Here is a 15,355-nt window from a genome sequence, read left to right on the forward strand (position 1 = left end):
CGGCGCTCAGGGTGATCAAATCCCTTCCCTTTCTGGGTTTTCAGGACGATCAAGGCGGCCAGCGATGTGATGCAGAACTCGGTAAAAGGTTCACGACAGGATGAGATGAAACTGGGGACGATCAGTATACGGAGACGGAAGCAGGCTCGATGAGTTCGAAGCTCGCCATAAGATTCGGCAGATCATCTTCCAGCGCCTGTTCGAAAAGCAAAGCTTCCAGGCGCCGGCCGAACTCCAGGTAGGTGTGCTCGATGACGGACTTCAGGTTGACGTTGTACCGCGCTTCCAGCTCTTCGAGGCTGATCCGGAGGTCCGGCGGCACTGCCGACGCCCCGTGGATTGAGCAAACGGCGGCTGTCGTCTCGACGACCGTCGTGTCCAGCATGACCTGCGCATAGCTCTTGGAGATCAGCCGTACGCAGCGGAGATCCCGAACTGTCTGCCTGGTCTTCCCGGCGTCGGTCTTGGCCAGGCCCCGCTTGAGTTCGAAGATGTCGATTGCCTTGCGTGCTGCATCGAGGATGAGCACGTCGGGCGAGATCTTGCGGCCAATCCCGTGCGTATAGTGCAGATCTGACTGCAGAAGCGCCTCATGGCTGACGCTACCGCTGATGAACTGATCGACCGCTCCGGGGATGAAGATGGAGGGGGTCCGGAGTACAGTCAGATGCGGAACCGCCTTCAATGCTTCGACAAAGGCCATCTCCAACAGACGGCCGTCCGACCTGACCGCAGACGTGATCACCCCGTACGCGCGGAGGTGCGACTTCGGGACGATCGGATCAGGGTGGACCGGCAGATGGCGGAGGCGGTTGATGTTTTTGTCCATCAGCATCTCGACGGGCGGAGGGAGGATGACGGGAGGGGTGGTTTGACTGGTCATTTGGTCTTTCGTTCGCGCTTGAGAGGGTGGGTATCGGTGGTTGGTGTTCTTTGTCGTGACATTCAATGTCTAGACAGAAATATGTCATGTTTTGTCGAATGTCAAGAGCCTGCCCTTGTGAAAATGATGGATCGCGATAAGGTGCGAAATTAACGCGGCGGATCGGGGAAAAGCAGATGGCGCGACCAAACTGGGACGGCATTGCAGAGGCGACCATGCTTCTGCAAGAAGTGCTTGAAGAGGAGGGGCTTACCGCAGCGGTAGAGTCGCGCGTGCGCAGGGTGCTTGGCATATTGTCGCTAAAGGTTGATGGCGCCATGCCGCGTGAGGAGTTTAGGGAACTCAGGAAGAAGCTTGGGCGAACTCAAGAGGACCTCGCATCCGACCTCGGTAAGCGAACCCGCACAATTTCAAGATATGAAAGTGGTGATGTCCCTATACCGGCCGCTGTCGCGCAGGCGCTCCGAGATTTGGTGGGCGATCAATAGAAATATACGCAACTTAATAACAGAAAAATATAAACGCAGATAGAATGGCAATATATATTATTAAATAATGACACTATATATTATATAATTTGTGGTGATTTGATTATGTCATTTGGCCTTTCATCGATAATATTACTATACTCATAAAGTAGGAATTTGAGAAAATATTTGCCTAGCGGCTGATGTCCGCTCAACCTTGCCTATGGCAAGCTCTTTAGTGCCGGAGCGGATAGGGTGTGCGTCACAAATGATGTTTCCTGTGAGGGGAGCATCATGGCATATTCCCATTGCTGCCGACGGGCTTGGTAACCCGAAAGCGGTGCGCACATAGCGCGTTCACGAGGCTTCCCGCTATGTCGGGCGGCCCACCGGCATATAAGACCCTCGCGGGGAAACCGGCGGGGCGCGTGTCCTCGTGAACGCGTTACCAACCGCCCGGCGCCAGCCGGGCTCGGGATAGGTGCGCTTGTCATCACGAGGAGACAAGATGAGCGCCTACACACCTTTATTGCACCCAAGCGGTTGCCCGTGCTGCGCGGGTTCATCCGATACCAGTGAGCCACACGCTGCCGGCTCCCCTCCGACCGTCCAGTATGCGTCCGGCCTCCACCGCGTCGCCGGCCTCGACCTGAACGCACTCCTCGCGTATCGGAACGCGCAGACCTCGACGGGCGTCTTTTCCAACGGCACGGCGCGCTGGAACATTGACGCGGCTGTTGGCCAGCCCGGGGTGAACACCCTGGATCAGCTGAGGAATTCCGACGCCGGCCTCGGCACGCCGGTGACCCTCCAGTATCATTTTATGTCGGCCCTGCCGTCCTACTATAAGGAGGGCGGCTACTTTGGTCCGGCCTCAAGTTTCAGGCCGTTGAGCGACGATGAAAGGAAGATCGTCGTCGAGGAACTGGCGAAGATCTCGGCCGTGACCAACATCACGTTTGTGGAATCGTCCAGCGGCGGCGGCAAGACGCTGTCCTTCGCGGTCACCGAACTGACGGCCAGCGGCCTGGGCTACAATCCTGTGTTCCAGCCTAACTATGCCGGCGGAACCATTATCAGTGTCACCGCTATTGAGCAGGCGGGCGACGTCTATTTTCGCCGCCTGGGCTTGGACAACTACGCCAAGGATGGCCTGACGGCGGTTGAGCGGGCGGGGATCGGAACCCTGGTCAGGCACGAGATCGGCCATGCGCTTGGGTTGTCGCATCCGTTCGATGGCCCTGTGGTGCTGCCCAACTCGGCGCAGAACAAATTTTACACGGCGATGGGCTATTCGGACGCGAATGACACGGTTTATGGAATCGACCGGTCCAGCACTGGCCAGTACACGAACCTGATTGCCGAGATCGATACGCTTGGGATGCTGGACATCCTCGCCCTGCAGAAGCTGTACGGGGCCAATCCCGACTATCGGTCCGGGAATGACATCTACACATGGGATCAGCGCATCGGTTTTCGTGAAGTCCTGTATGACGCAGGTGGCATCGACGCGATCGACCTGTCCGCTTCCAGCATGCGCTCCTCCATCGACCTGACGCCGAACGGCATCTCGTCGATCAACGTCCGTGTTACGGATGCTGAGATCGGGATGAACCTTGCCCCTGGCCTTTTCCCGTCAGCCGCATCCTACCGCGGTGCAAACAACCTGGGCATCGTAGGGACGATCGAGAATGTCCGCGGCGGGTCCGGGGCCGACCGCATCAATGGCAATTCGGTGGCTAATGAGATTTCCGGTAGCGCCGGGGCAGACAGCATCTGGGGCGCGGCCGGCGACGACCGCCTGTTCCTGGGCACCGGCAACGACCGGGTGGTCGCCGGCAGCGGCAACGACTATGTCGACGGCGGTATTGGCATCGACGTCGCCGGCCTGTTCGGCCCGCGCTCCAGCTACAGCATTGCCCGGCAGGCGGACGGCAGCTTTAAGGTCGCGGGTCCCGAAGGCGCCGACACCTACCTGGGCACTGAATTCCTGGCCTTCAACGACGGCGGCAAGGTCGGCCTTTGGATGAATGCCGACGTCAAGCTGGGCGGCGGGTTCGATGAGACCTTCTATTTGTCCAAGAACCCCGACGTGGCGGCTGCCGTCGCCCGCGGGACGCTGGCCACCGGCTTCGCCCATTGGCAGCAGTGGGGCCAGGCCGAAGGCCGCGTGGCGGTCGATGCCCGATTCGACCCGCTCTATGACGAAGTCGGCTACCTGGCCATGAACCCGGACGTGGCGGCGGCCGTGGAAAGCGGCGCCCTGCGCAGCGGCTACGACCATTACTTGGCCTACGGCAAGGCCGAGGGCCGGGCGCTGACCCCGTTGTTCGACCGGGATTACTATCTGGCCAAGAACACCGACGTGGCCGCGGCCAAGGTCGACCCTTGGTTCCACTTCATGAACTATGGCTGGCGGGAAGGCCGCGACCCGAGCGCCTACCTGGACGTCAGCGCATACCTGGATTCCAATTCCGACCTGAAGGCCGCCGGTGTCAATCCCCTGGCGCATTACCTCCAGTACGGCCAGAGCGAGGGCCGTTTGTTGGTCGCCACCAGCGACCTGGGCCTGGACTGGACCTATTCCGGCTGATCGGCGCGCTGCCGCGACAACCAGCCCTCGGAAGCCCTATCCCAAGGATGTGCATCAAATGTCTGATTCCGCCCGCCCGCCGCAAGCCGCTGAGCCGATCTATGATTTCAAGACCACGAAGGAAGGTGACAAGATCTTCATGGATGTATTCGTAAAACAGCCAAGGAGGAGTAAAATCTTTCTATGCGTGATTCTCCTGATCATTCTGCCGATCGTTGTTGCCTCAACAGCATCGCCATATTCTGGCCTGGCCTTTATTTCAACAATCATGCCTCTGGTCGGCGTATGCTATATTATTTGGCTGCTCTTTAAGGCGGGTAAGCAAATCGCAACGACCCGAATTGAGATCGACGCCAACCGGATCTCCATTCCGAAGACCAATAAATTCTTCGATGTTGCTCATGTCCGGTCCATTGGATGGGGCTTGACTAGGCCGCGAAAGGAGACGCCGTCGGCCGTCTACTATGGTTCCGGTGTGGCCGGGGCCTTCACCGCCGGTACCCAGAACGCCAGCCAAGTCGCCAATGCGGACTTCGTGCGCCAATATGGCTATTGCATCTACCTCGTCTACGGCTCGCGCCGTGAAACCCTTGTTTCCGGGCTTCACGAGGACTTGGTGGAAACGATCTACGACGAGTTCGCGACTAACCTCAAGACCTGCGGCCACTCGTTCGGCTGATTGAGGCAGGCCGCAGACATTGCAGCCGAGGGCTGCCTTTCGACCACCGCATTTACAGCTTCCCGATGGCCCTGGCGATGACCAGGCAGGCGGGGCGGGTTCAATTCGACCACTGACCACGACTGAAGGACATAAAATGAGCAATATCTTGAAATACTGCCGGGTGCTGGCTCTGGTGCCGCTGCTGACGCTCACAGGGTGCGGCAGTGGTGAGCCGGGGGAGGATGACATGCGCAATGCGATCCAGGCCCAGTTCGACCGGGCAAATGAGGCAACCCGGGCAGCCGGGGGTGGGCAGCAGATCGTGCTGAGTGAATTCAAGAAATTGAGTTGTGCCAAGGTCAACGGAAGCACCGTCTTTGCCTGCACGGTTACGCTGCGGGTTGATGGGCCTTGGCTCAACAACGCGGGAGGCACGACGGAATTGAAATTCACGCGGGCTGATTCAGGTTGGGTAGTCGTCGAGTGAAACCTCGGCACAAATGGGGGCTGTAAAGCTCCCATTAACCGACCCACCGTGAAAGACAGCCGCTACCATTATCTACCGACATCCGTGCCGTTATCCTTGGCGGTGCGCTGCATCGACAGTTCGAACAGCAGCCATCCGCCCACGATGCCGGCGATCCCCAACGGCAAGGGCACCGATCCCATCCAGAAGATCGATGCCAACAGCGCAGCGACGCCGCTGATGAAGGCGGCGACGGACGCGATTGCCTGCGCACCGGCTGTGCGGGAGATGTGGGGCGGAAACTTCATCGAACCTCGATCGCAACGGGGCAGTGGTCGCTGACGCGCTTCTTATCGTCCCTGGACGTTTCGGAATAGACCAGAACCCCAAAGGAACCCTCCTTGGCGCGACGCGCGGCGGGGCCGCCAAGGATGATCTGGTCGATGAATTCCGGGTATTCGCCCGCCCAGCAGTGGTTGGCCTTGCCCGCCGTGGCCAACACCAGCGGCGACGGGCCGTTGTCCAGCACCTTCCAGAGCGGGTCCTCGTCGCGCAGCCGCCGATTGAAGTCGCCGGCGACCAACAATGATGTTCCTTCGGCCTGGCGCGCGTCGATCCAGGCCGACAGTATGGGCATCTGGTCAGCGATGACTGAGCAGGCGTCGTTCTGGGTTTTCGGAGAGAAGCATCCACTTTTTAGATGGACGGCCAATGCGCGCAGATCCCCGCTGGGCAGGTGAAGGACGACGTCGACGCCTTTGCGAAGGCTTCTCGGCCGGCCGTCCAACAAGTCCAACGCTGCGAAGTCCGGCATGCGCGTGAACTTGACCGATTTTCGGATGGCCCACCCCGCGCGCTGGAAATCCGTTTCGTCACCCAGGATGACCGTGTATTCGTTCGGATCGAAGACCTTGGCCGCGGCCTCGACGGTATCGACCTCCTGCAGTGCAACGATGTCGGCATCAAGCTTGGCCGCGTAGCCCCGCAACCTGGCGAAGTCCTCGTCCGTGCGTTGGTAGATTGCTCGCCTGGGGTCGGCGTTCGGCCCGTTGATCTCGCTGGCCCTCAGGGTCAGCCACCCCATGTTCCAGGTGGCGATCTTGATGTCCTCCGCCCCTGCGGCGACCGGCAACATAGCGGCCAGGACGGCGGCGAGCAGGGCGGGCAGGCGGCGCATTCGGATCTCCCAGGCGATGGCGTAGAGCCAGGGCTACCGGTTATTCCGTGACCGTTCAACCGCGGGCCGCGATATTCCTGGCGCTTGGCAAATGTTCCTCTTTTGTTCTATAATCCACGGATGACACGGAGATCGTCATGGACGAAGTCGAGGAGAGCGGCACGACGGTGCCGCATGCCATATCGGGGGAGGACTTCGTCGGCAGTCCCTTCCGGCTGGTCGCCGTCAAGCGCCGGAGGCCCGCCCCGATTCCGGCACAGGAAGATGTCTCCACCGCTAAGCCGACAAGGCCGATGATCTGGGACTGGGGCTGATCATCGCCATGGTTCAAGCCGGGATCGGATCACGGCCGCCGCGTACCAAATCCGCTCCGATATTGTCCTGGGGCCCCGCCAGCGCCTGGAGGATCTGGACAAGGCTGAAGCCTGCAACATCCTCCTTGAGACGCAGCAGTTCACGGAAATAGGCGATCGCGAACAGCCGCAGCGCACCGGCAAGGGACGTATCGCCGCGGCGCTTGTCGATCTCGGTGACGACCTGGGAGAGGTCGCATCCCTCACGCTGGGCGATGAGGCGCAGGCTTTCCCATTCGATTCCGCGCAGCCGGAGGCTGGTCCGTTTCCCTGCGACGTTGACATTATGGATTTCAGACGCTTGGCTCAGCCTCATTTCGTCCAGCGCGGGATTGTCATTTATAATAATCGTGCGACGGCGGCTTAGCGGCGGCATTGGACTCTCCATAATTGTGTTTCTTCTATTATGTTATCCTATTGAGTCAACATCAGTGGTGAACTGCTTCACCCTTTGGCACAGTTGGTCGGGGATAAGGAAACGCCGGTCGGAATTCGGGTGGGCATTGTAGATCTCCACGCCGGTGGCAGCTGGGACCAGAAGCGTTGGGGAAGGCGGACTTCCGCTCCTGCGCCGTGGCGACGGCCATCGCGCGAACGTACCCGCACCCACCTCTCTGTCCCCAACCTTTGCCAAGCCCGGACTGACCGGCCAGCCCACCCCCGACACATCTCCTGCCCTTCACGCCGAGCTGGAAGCAGCCCTTTGCACCCTCTCCCTGCAAACTGGCCGCTTGACTCTCCCAACCCAAAAAAGAACATATAGGGAACAACCCTATTCCAGGAGCTCCCTTTGCGGAACGCGTCCGCCATAGCGTCCCTGCGCGCGTTGCACGAGGTGGCAGGCGGCGGGCCGGGAACCGTCGATGGGGCGGCGGCCGCCCTGTTCAGCGCCGGCATCGCGGCCCGTACTGAGGGACCGGTGTTCTGGATATGCACCCAGCCGGACCTCTTCGCCCCGTCCCTGGCTCAGGCTGGGCTGCCGCCGGACCGGGTCATCTACGTGGAGGCCGGCGATGACAAGACCGTGCTGGCCTGTACCGAGGAAGCGCTGCGCCATGGCAGCCTGGGGGCCGTTGTGGCGGAAGTCGCGTCGCTCAACATGACGGCGTCGCGGAGGCTCCAATTGGCGGTGGAGGGCAAGCGGACTATCGGCATCGCGCTGCGCCGCTGGCGCCGGCAGGCGGATGCCGCTGACTTCGGCCAGCCGACATCCGCCGTTACGCGCTGGCGGGTATCGACCCTGCCGTCGGCGCCCCTGCCGGTGCCGGGCGTGGGGCGGCACCGGTGGCTGGTCGAACTGGTCCGGGCCCGCGCGGGCGAGAGCGCCGATTTCGAACTGGAGGCCTGCGATGAACAGGGTCGTCTCGCTCTACCTGCCGAACTGGCCGATCGACCGGCTGCGGCGGGCGGCTGGGGACGCAGCGCCGCCGGCTGACCGGCCGCTGGTCCTGGCTGGCCGGATCCGCAACCGCCGCGTTGTGACGGCGTGCTGCCAGGCGGCACTGGAGGCAGGACTGCGCCCCGGCATGGCGCTCGCCAAGGCCCAGATCCTGGTGCCGGAGCTGGTGGTCAATGAAGCCGCACCGCAGGCCGACCAGGAAGGCCTTTACCGGCTGGCGCTCTGGATTCTCCAGCGCTTCTCTCCGATTGTCGCCGCCGATCCGCCGGACGGCATCGTCATCGACACCACCGGTGCCGACCATCTGCATGGCGGCGAGGAGGTCATGCTGGAGGCACTGGTCGGTCGGCTGGCCATGTCCGGCGTCGAGGCCCGCGCGGCCGTGGCCGACAGTTGGGGCGCCGCCCATGCCTTCGCGCGGTATCTGGCCAAGCCCACCTTCGTGGCCGACCCTGGCACGGGCTTGTCACTGCTGTCGCCCCTGCCGCTGGAGGCCCTGCGCCTGCCGGTGGCGATGGCCGGCGACCTCCGGACATTGGGTTTCAGGACGGTGGGTGAACTGCACCGCCAGCCGCGCGCACCGCTGGCCCTGCGCTTCGGGCCGCAGCTTGCCCGCCGGATCGATCAGGCGCTGGGGGAGGCGGCCGAACCTTTCGACCCCGTGCGCCCCGCCGACCAGGTCGACGCCCGCCGGGCCTTCGCGGAACCGATCGCTGCGGCCGAGACCATCGCGCGATACATCGGCAAGCTGGTCGTCGACCTCTGCGCGGCGCTGGAGGAACGCGGCCTTGGTGCTCGACGGCTGGACCTGCTGGTCCACCGCGTCGACAGCCGCCTCCAGGCCGTGCGTGTGGGCATGGCCCTGCCGACGCGGGATGTCCGGCGCCTGACGCGGCTGCTTTGCGACAAGATCGAAACCATCGACCCCGGCTTCGGGATCGAGGCCATGGTCCTGGTGGCTGCCATCGCTGAACCGCTGGAGATGAAGCAGGCGGTCAATTCCCTGATGGAGGCGGCCAGACCGGACGTGTCAGGCCTCGTCGACACCCTGGCCAACCGCATCGGCGGGCGGGCGGTCTACCGGATCGCCGCCGTCGCCAGCGATGTGCCCGAACGGTCCGTGCAGCGCATCCCCGCCATGGCACCCGACACGGGTACCGGCTGGCCCGACCATTGGCCCCGTCCGGCCCGCCTGCTGGCACGGCCCGAGCCGATCGAGACCGTGGCGCTGCTGCCCGACCATCCGCCTGCCTCCTTCACCTGGCGGGGCGTGCGCCGACGGGTGCGTCGGGCCGACGGGCCCGAGCGGGTCTTCGGGGAATGGTGGAAGCGCGACGCCGAGCTGGAGGCCGTCCGGGACTATTTTCGGGTGGAGGACGACGCCGGCGAACGCTACTGGGTCTACCGCGCCGGCGATGGCGAGGATCCGGCCACGGGCTCCCATCGCTGGTTCCTGCATGGGATCTTCGGATGAACCCAGGGCCGCGCTATGCCGAGCTCCAAGTCACCACGCAGTTCTCCTTCCTGCGGGGCGCGTCGTCGGCGGAGGAATTGTTCCTCGCAGCGGCGCATCTGGGCATCGAGGCCCTGGCCGTCGTCGACCGCAATTCCATGGCCGGCATGGTCCGGGCCTGGGAGGCCTCCAAATCGACCGGCGTGCGCCTTGTCGTGGGGTGCCGCCTTGATCTGGCCGACGGCACCGCCCTGTTGGCCTACCCCACCGACCGGCCCGCCTATTCCCGGCTGTGCCGCCTCCTCTCGCTGGGCAAGGCCCGTGGCGGCAAGGGCAAGTGCCGCCTGGACTGGGCGGACGTCATCGCCCATGCCGAGGGGCTGCTGGCCGTGCTGGTGCCCGACCAAGCGGATGAGGAGTGCGGGCTTCGCCTCCGCCGGCTGCGGGAGACCTTCGGTGACCGGGCCTATCTGGCCTTGACGCTGCGCCGCCGCCCGAACGACCAGTTGCGCCTCCATGAACTGTCGAACCTGGCCACCCGCATGCGGGTGGCCACCGTCGTGACCAACGACGTCCTGTTCCACGATCCCAGCCGGCGCATCCTCCAGGACGTGCTGTCCTGCATCCGCCACAACAGCGTGATCGACCAGCTGGGCGCGCAGCGTGAACGCCATGCCGACCGTTACCTCAAGCCACCGGAGGAGATGCACCGGCTGTTCGGGCGGTATCCCGACGCGCTGGCCCGAACCCTCGAGATCGTTGAGCGGTGCCGCTTCAGCCTGGGCGAGCTGACCTACCAGTACCCGGAGGAGCGGGACGATCCCCGGCTGACGCCGCAGCAGACCCTGGAGCAGCTGACCTGGGAAGGGGCAAGGGACCGGTATCCGGAAGGGCTACCCGAGGAGGTGGCAGCCACCCTGCGCCATGAACTGGCTCTGATCGAGAAGCTGGACTACGCGCCCTATTTCCTCACCGTGAACAGCATCGTCCGCTTCGCGCGCTCCCGGGGCATCCTCTGCCAGGGCCGGGGCTCGGCCGCCAACTCCGCCGTCTGCTACGTGCTGGGCATCACCAGCATCGACCCTGCCCGCAACGACCTGCTCTTCGAGCGGTTCGTCAGCGAGGAACGGCGGGAACCGCCGGACATCGACGTCGACTTTGAGCATGAACGGCGCGAGACCGTCATGCAGTGGGTCTTCGACACCTATGGCCGCGACCGGGCGGCCCTCTGCTCCACCGTCATCCGGTACAGGACGAAGGGTGCCTTGCGCGACGTGGGCAAGGCCCTGGGCCTGCCCGAGGACCTTGTCCGCACCCTGTCGGGCCAGGTCTGGGGCTGGTCGGAGGAGGGGCTCGACGATGATCGCCTGAAGGGGCTTGGCCTGGACCTGACCGACCGCCGGCTGCGCCTGACGCTGGAGCTCGCCCGGCAGCTCACGGGCTTCCCCCGGCACCTGTCGCAGCACCCCGGCGGTTTCGTGCTGACCCACGACCGGCTGGACGACTTGGTGCCCATCGAACCGGCGGCCATGAAGGACCGGCAGGTGATCGAATGGGACAAGGACGACATCGACGCCCTGAAATTCATGAAGGTCGACCTGCTGGCGCTCGGCATGCTGAGTTGCATGCGCAAGGGGCTGGACCTGCTGGCCGACCACAAGGGCATCCGGCTGGACCTGGCGACTATCCCGGCGGAGGACCCGAGGACCTACGCCATGATCCGCAAGGCCGACACGCTCGGCACCTTCCAGATCGAGAGCCGGGCGCAGATGTCCATGCTGCCCCGCCTGAAGCCGCGCACCTTCTACGACCTGGTCATTGAGGTGGCCATCGTGCGGCCGGGGCCGATCCAGGGCGACATGGTCCATCCCTATCTGCGCCGGCGGGAGGGCTTGGAGCCGGTGGAATACCCCACGCCCCAGCTGGAGAAGGTGCTGGGCAAGACCCTGGGCGTGCCGCTCTTCCAGGAACAGGCCATGCGGGTGGCCATCGAATGCGCGGGCTTCAGTCCCGGCGAGGCGGACATGCTGCGCAAGTCCATGGCCACCTTCAAGATGACGGGCGGGGTGTCGAAGTTCCGGGACAAGCTGATCCAGGGCATGGTGGCCAACGGCTACGCCCCGGAATTCGCCGAGCAGACCTTCAGGCAGCTGGAGGGGTTCGGCAGCTATGGCTTCCCGGAAAGCCACGCGGCCAGCTTCGCGCTGATCGCCTATGCCAGCGCCTGGCTGAAATGCTGGCATCCGGACGTGTTCTGCGCGGCCTTGTTGAACAGCCAGCCCATGGGCTTCTACGCCCCGGCCCAGATCGTGCGGGACGCCGAGGAGCATGGCGTGGAGGTCAGGCCGGTCTGCGTCAACGCTTCCCGGTGGGACTGCACGTTGGAGGAAACCGGCGACGAAAGGCGGCTGGCGGTCAGGCTCGGCATGCGGATGGTGAAGGGACTGGCGAACGCCCATGCCGCGTCGATCGTGCTGGCCCGGGCGGACCGGAACTATGTGTCGGTCGACGATCTCTGGCGGCGGGCTTGCGTGCCGCAGACGGAACTGGTGAGGCTGGCCGAGGCGGATGCATTCCGGCCGGGGCTGAGGCTGGCGAGGCGCGAGGCGCTATGGGCGATCAAGGGGCTCGGGGACGAGCCGCTGCCGCTCTTTGCGGCCGCCGCCGCCCGGGAAAGGCGGGTGGTGCCGGAAATGATCGAGCAGGCGGTCGAGTTGCGGCCGATGGCGGCAGGTCGGGAGGTGATGGAGGACTATGTCCGGACGAGACTGTCGCTGAAGGGCCACCCGGTGGGGTTCCTGAGGGCGGACCTGGGGCGCCGGGGGATGGTGAGTTGCCGCGAGGCAATGGAAGCGGCGGATGGGAAATGGGTGGAAATCGCGGGGCTGGTGCTGGTGAGACAGCAGCCCGGGACTGCGAGTGGGGTGCTGTTCATCACGGTGGAGGACGAGACCGGGGCGGCGAACCTGATCGTGTGGGCCGACCGGTTCGAAAAGTACCGACGGGAGATCCTGGGGGCGCAGCTCATGGCGGCGAAGGGAAGGGTGCAGCGGGAAGGGGAGGTGGTGCACCTGATCGTGCAGAAAGTGAAGGATATCTCGGGGGAACTGGGGAAGGTGCCGGAGGCCGACGGGCAGGTTGGTGGCGAGATCCGAGTTGCATCGCGGAACTTCCGTTAAGCTATGACCAACCAAAGCGTCTGCACTCGTTAGTGAGTACCGCGCTAGGCGCGGGGTGGTCGTCCAGTTGGGTGGCGAGCGCATTATCAGCACATACTTAGTCAAGGCCCTCGGTATTCTGCCGCCCCTGGCGCGAACGGGGCGGCCTTGGAGGTGGGCGCTACGTAGACGAAGCGCCTCCCCGCGCAAAGGGCACCCCGTTCTCGTTCCGGCAATGGTGCCGGCGGGGCTCAGCATATCTGGGACAGATCTTGGTGATAAGGTGAGGCATAACCAACATCGTGAACAGCAGACCAAATTCAGGGCTGTCCATGTTCCTAGGTTCCATCCATATGCGGCGTGTGTGAACTGCTTGGAGACGGGAACATGGATACCGATGCGTTGGCGGGCGACATCAATGAGGCAATGAGACGGTACGCCATTATAGTGGGGCGATTTTGCATGCTCCAAGAAAAATGGAAACACAAAGAAAATCTCACTAAAAGGACGATTGTACAATATAAATCGATAATAAATAATGTTGTTCCAAAAATTATGAATCTAGATGACTTTCGTCATTCAGAGTATTATGGATCATCTGTGGATGATGTATTGTTAAAGGTGATGAACGAGGATGCCAAATCCAATGGAAGTCTGCGGTCTATTCGTTCGGCTATCCTGCGAATGGCTTTGCAATTATTTTGGGGAATTGCAAATGATTTGCGCGGTCGTCAATTTTCAATTACAAGTAGACAAGATGTTGAAAACTTCTCCATTATCCTTGATAAATTAGATAGGCTCCTCAAATGGTTTGAGGCCTTGCTTGTGGTAAAATTTACCATGAATAAAATTAATTCTAATATCAGTCCACGCCAATTGTTGAGTGCTAGTGAAAGAGATAGGATATACCAGTATCTTTTTAATGGTAACGGAAGATATTGGGCTGCTGCTTCCGTTCTGTTTCTCACAGGATGCTCTCCAGATGACGTTCGGCGCGGTGTTTATGTTGAATACTCGACAGGCGCAATCAAATTTCTCTTCGACTATTCGAAGAAGGGTAAAGAACTAGCACGAGACATTAGCATTGCTGTGGAGGATCCCTTCTATGGTCTTGCCGTGAAACTGAAAGATGATCATTCGCGAATTGACCTCGGTGGAGTAGAGTTGTGGCGTACATCAGAACTCGCCCGCGCAGTTAGTAATATTGGCACGGATATTGGATTAAAGAAGGCAATATGTCCTACATCATTTCGACATGCTTTCGCATGTGATCTTGGACGCATTGGATTTTCTCGAAATATTATTGCTCACGCGCTCGGTTATAAGAGCGGAGCCGCTCGAATTCTTTTTGTTCGCCCGAAGATGGGGTTGAAAGGAAGGAAGGTAAAGGTTGGTTGGTCGGAGCCGGGAGGGACCTTAGTTGTTCATTCTACGCCCGATTCCAAGTCGGGTCGGTCTCAGCATTGACCATCAAATACATAAAACGCTGACGTGGGCCTGCCTAAAAGCGGCTTACGTGTATGATATTACTAAGAATTCTACGGGCCTCTTGTGGTGAGGCCGTTCTGCCGAGAACGCCTGATGGCTAGGTGCCGGCATCGGGAACATTGTGTTGTCAACTGTTCGAAATTATTAAAATTTTCGTAAAAGTCCACACATGATTGTATCGACCTTAAAACGATAAATATCATTGTATATCAGTATATAAAAACGTTTTAAGGTGTGTGGGTGATCGGCTCCCTGGCTGTACATAAAACACACGAGTTGGATGGATAAAGTCCTTCGGTGGCGGACAAGCGGCTGGATCCACCGGCTGCTTATGCGATATCTGTGTTATCGTATAATATTTTGATATTTCATTTGTTTGCGCCGTTTTAATGCTGATTCACTTATTGTCTGATTTATCGAAATATATATAAATATTTCAATGAGATGGAGCATTTTATGGATGGTAAGTCGTCGTCTAATTTTTTGATTCTACATAAAACGCCATTATTCGAAGATAATACAGCCCAGTTTTTGATGTTAAAACACGTTTGGAAAGCTGATGTAACGGAGGGGAAAGATTATCCAGGTGGCGGAAAACTCCAGGTCTTCATGACTTCTGAAACGGACAGCTCGGGGAAGCTCTCCGCGACGAGCCGATTGAACATGGCCAGCGCCGTTGCGCGCTGTGCCAAGTCGATCTGCCCGGTTCGGAGTTTGATGGACAGGGCAGATGACATCTCGGTGACGGTCCAGTCGCTGATGACGAGCAGCGCCGGGTCCTGGTCCGCGAGCCACCCCTGGATGCGGGGCGTCATGGCTTCGTTTGAAAGGGCCGCGACGATCAGCGAGGTGTCGAGGTAGAGCATCAGTAGCGGTCGCCGTCCCGCATCGACCGGACCAGGTCGCCAGCGTCCTGTGCCTGCGGGGGCATGGTCGCCGTCAGGGAACGCAGCATGCTGGCGTCTACCGGCTTGCACGGCTTGGCCACAGCCGTCAGGTGCGCGACCGGCTTGCCGCGCCGGGTGATGTCGATGGAGGCCCCCGCCTCGACGCGGTCCACGAGTTCGCTCAGGTGGGCCTTCGCATCCGCGAGGTTGACCGTGTCCATTCCATGCTCCTGACCATATAGATGGTCATATAGCGCAGAGGAGGATGGAATTCCGGCAGCACGGGTCTGCTGCTGGCATATGGAGGCGCCCTCCATGTGCTGGCGCTGACGCGCCCTGAGAACCAAAGGTGGTGGCGAGGGAAATCGGG

Annotated in this window: 15 protein-coding genes; 9 read left to right on the forward strand and 6 right to left on the reverse strand. The window is 61.3% G+C overall.

What is annotated here, in order from left to right:
• Positions 1-121: 121 nt before the first annotated feature.
• Positions 122-883 carry a hypothetical protein gene (locus tag CHU95_RS02320; RefSeq protein ID WP_094453346.1) on the reverse strand — a complete coding sequence of 254 codons (762 nt, stop codon included), beginning with the start codon at positions 881-883 and terminating at the stop codon, positions 122-124.
• Positions 884-1,059: 176 nt separating this feature from the next.
• Between CHU95_RS02320 and CHU95_RS02325 the strand changes: the two genes are divergently transcribed.
• From CHU95_RS02325 to CHU95_RS02340, 4 genes are all read left to right on the forward strand, one after another.
• Positions 1,060-1,371 (forward strand): helix-turn-helix domain-containing protein, encoded by a 312-nt coding sequence (locus tag CHU95_RS02325; protein WP_094453348.1) that lies wholly within the window; start codon positions 1,060-1,062, stop codon positions 1,369-1,371.
• A 487-nt stretch (positions 1,372-1,858) separates the two neighbouring features.
• A complete protein-coding gene (locus tag CHU95_RS22275) occupies positions 1,859-3,943 on the forward strand; it encodes a hypothetical protein (protein ID WP_165771964.1) in 2,085 nt (694 codons plus the stop codon).
• 58 nt (positions 3,944-4,001) lie between these two features.
• Positions 4,002-4,622 carry a hypothetical protein gene (locus CHU95_RS02335; RefSeq protein ID WP_094453352.1) on the forward strand — a complete coding sequence of 207 codons (621 nt, stop codon included), beginning with the start codon at positions 4,002-4,004 and terminating at the stop codon, positions 4,620-4,622.
• 136 nt (positions 4,623-4,758) lie between these two features.
• Positions 4,759-5,091 carry a hypothetical protein gene (locus CHU95_RS02340; RefSeq protein WP_094453354.1) on the forward strand — a complete coding sequence of 111 codons (333 nt, stop codon included), beginning with the start codon at positions 4,759-4,761 and terminating at the stop codon, positions 5,089-5,091.
• A 68-nt stretch (positions 5,092-5,159) separates the two neighbouring features.
• On the opposite strand, the gene CHU95_RS02345 is transcribed toward CHU95_RS02340, so the two are convergent.
• Positions 5,160-5,378, reverse strand: a complete 219-nt coding sequence (locus CHU95_RS02345) for a hypothetical protein (RefSeq protein ID WP_094453356.1) — start codon at positions 5,376-5,378, stop codon at positions 5,160-5,162.
• Entirely contained in the window at positions 5,375-6,247 is an 873-nt protein-coding gene (locus tag CHU95_RS02350) for an endonuclease/exonuclease/phosphatase family protein (RefSeq protein ID WP_094453358.1), read from the reverse strand. The genes CHU95_RS02345 and CHU95_RS02350 overlap by 4 nt, the downstream gene beginning before the upstream one ends.
• Before the next feature lie 137 nt (positions 6,248-6,384).
• Here CHU95_RS02350 and CHU95_RS22280 point away from each other — a divergent pair, with 137 nt between their 5' ends.
• Positions 6,385-6,561 carry a hypothetical protein gene (locus CHU95_RS22280; RefSeq protein WP_165771965.1) on the forward strand — a complete coding sequence of 59 codons (177 nt, stop codon included), beginning with the start codon at positions 6,385-6,387 and terminating at the stop codon, positions 6,559-6,561.
• Positions 6,562-6,574: 13 nt separating this feature from the next.
• On the opposite strand, the gene CHU95_RS02355 is transcribed toward CHU95_RS22280, so the two are convergent.
• A complete protein-coding gene (locus CHU95_RS02355; protein ID WP_165771966.1) occupies positions 6,575-6,976 on the reverse strand; it encodes a ribbon-helix-helix domain-containing protein in 402 nt (133 codons plus the stop codon).
• Positions 6,977-7,390: 414 nt separating this feature from the next.
• Here CHU95_RS02355 and CHU95_RS02360 point away from each other — a divergent pair, with 414 nt between their 5' ends.
• The 4 genes from CHU95_RS02360 (at position 7,391) to CHU95_RS22015 (ending at position 14,077) form a co-directional block, all read left to right on the forward strand.
• A complete protein-coding gene (locus tag CHU95_RS02360; RefSeq protein ID WP_094453362.1) occupies positions 7,391-8,035 on the forward strand; it encodes an ImuA family protein in 645 nt (214 codons plus the stop codon).
• The gene (locus tag CHU95_RS02365; RefSeq protein ID WP_094453364.1) at positions 7,950-9,473 is read left to right on the forward strand and encodes a Y-family DNA polymerase; all 1,524 of its coding nucleotides are present in this window, start codon (positions 7,950-7,952) and stop codon (positions 9,471-9,473) included. The genes CHU95_RS02360 and CHU95_RS02365 overlap by 86 nt, the downstream gene beginning before the upstream one ends.
• Positions 9,470-12,631, forward strand: coding sequence for an error-prone DNA polymerase (locus CHU95_RS02370; RefSeq protein WP_094453366.1), 3,162 nt, complete (start codon positions 9,470-9,472; stop codon positions 12,629-12,631). The genes CHU95_RS02365 and CHU95_RS02370 overlap by 4 nt, the downstream gene beginning before the upstream one ends.
• A gap of 366 nt (positions 12,632-12,997) precedes the next feature.
• On the forward strand, positions 12,998-14,077 hold the full coding sequence (locus CHU95_RS22015) for a hypothetical protein (RefSeq protein WP_133065388.1): 1,080 nt from the start codon (positions 12,998-13,000) through the stop codon (positions 14,075-14,077).
• Positions 14,078-14,676: 599 nt separating this feature from the next.
• Here the strand turns inward: CHU95_RS22015 and CHU95_RS02375 are convergent.
• Together CHU95_RS02375 and CHU95_RS02380 are read right to left on the reverse strand one after the other, a co-directional pair.
• Positions 14,677-14,964 (reverse strand): type II toxin-antitoxin system VapC family toxin, encoded by a 288-nt coding sequence (locus CHU95_RS02375; protein WP_207762345.1) that lies wholly within the window; start codon positions 14,962-14,964, stop codon positions 14,677-14,679.
• A complete protein-coding gene (locus CHU95_RS02380; RefSeq protein ID WP_094453368.1) occupies positions 14,964-15,206 on the reverse strand; it encodes a type II toxin-antitoxin system Phd/YefM family antitoxin in 243 nt (80 codons plus the stop codon). Before CHU95_RS02380 ends, CHU95_RS02375 begins: the two co-directional genes overlap by 1 nt.
• Positions 15,207-15,355: the final 149 nt, after the last annotated feature.

This window comes from Niveispirillum lacus, assembly GCF_002251795.1.
Taxonomy (GTDB): Bacteria; Pseudomonadota; Alphaproteobacteria; order Azospirillales; family Azospirillaceae; genus Niveispirillum; species Niveispirillum lacus.

Excerpts from the sequence above, each read along its gene's own strand:
- CHU95_RS02370 (WP_094453366.1), top strand. The coding sequence starts at position 9,470 with ATGAACCCAGGGCCGCGCTATGCCGAGCTCCAAGTCACCACGCAGTTC.
- CHU95_RS02350 (WP_094453358.1), bottom strand. The coding sequence starts at position 6,247 with ATGCGCCGCCTGCCCGCCCTGCTCGCCGCCGTCCTGGCCGCTATGTTG.
- CHU95_RS02325 (WP_094453348.1), top strand. The coding sequence starts at position 1,060 with ATGGCGCGACCAAACTGGGACGGCATTGCAGAGGCGACCATGCTTCTG.
- CHU95_RS02380 (WP_094453368.1), bottom strand. The coding sequence starts at position 15,206 with ATGGACACGGTCAACCTCGCGGATGCGAAGGCCCACCTGAGCGAACTC.
- CHU95_RS22015 (WP_133065388.1), top strand. The coding sequence starts at position 12,998 with ATGGATACCGATGCGTTGGCGGGCGACATCAATGAGGCAATGAGACGG.
- CHU95_RS22280 (WP_165771965.1), top strand. The coding sequence starts at position 6,385 with ATGGACGAAGTCGAGGAGAGCGGCACGACGGTGCCGCATGCCATATCG.
- CHU95_RS02345 (WP_094453356.1), bottom strand. The coding sequence starts at position 5,378 with ATGAAGTTTCCGCCCCACATCTCCCGCACAGCCGGTGCGCAGGCAATC.
- CHU95_RS02355 (WP_165771966.1), bottom strand. The coding sequence starts at position 6,976 with ATGCCGCCGCTAAGCCGCCGTCGCACGATTATTATAAATGACAATCCC.
- CHU95_RS22275 (WP_165771964.1), top strand. The coding sequence starts at position 1,859 with ATGAGCGCCTACACACCTTTATTGCACCCAAGCGGTTGCCCGTGCTGC.
- CHU95_RS02320 (WP_094453346.1), bottom strand. The coding sequence starts at position 883 with ATGACCAGTCAAACCACCCCTCCCGTCATCCTCCCTCCGCCCGTCGAG.
- CHU95_RS02335 (WP_094453352.1), top strand. The coding sequence starts at position 4,002 with ATGTCTGATTCCGCCCGCCCGCCGCAAGCCGCTGAGCCGATCTATGAT.
- CHU95_RS02375 (WP_207762345.1), bottom strand. The coding sequence starts at position 14,964 with ATGCTCTACCTCGACACCTCGCTGATCGTCGCGGCCCTTTCAAACGAA.
- CHU95_RS02340 (WP_094453354.1), top strand. The coding sequence starts at position 4,759 with ATGAGCAATATCTTGAAATACTGCCGGGTGCTGGCTCTGGTGCCGCTG.
- CHU95_RS02365 (WP_094453364.1), top strand. The coding sequence starts at position 7,950 with ATGAACAGGGTCGTCTCGCTCTACCTGCCGAACTGGCCGATCGACCGG.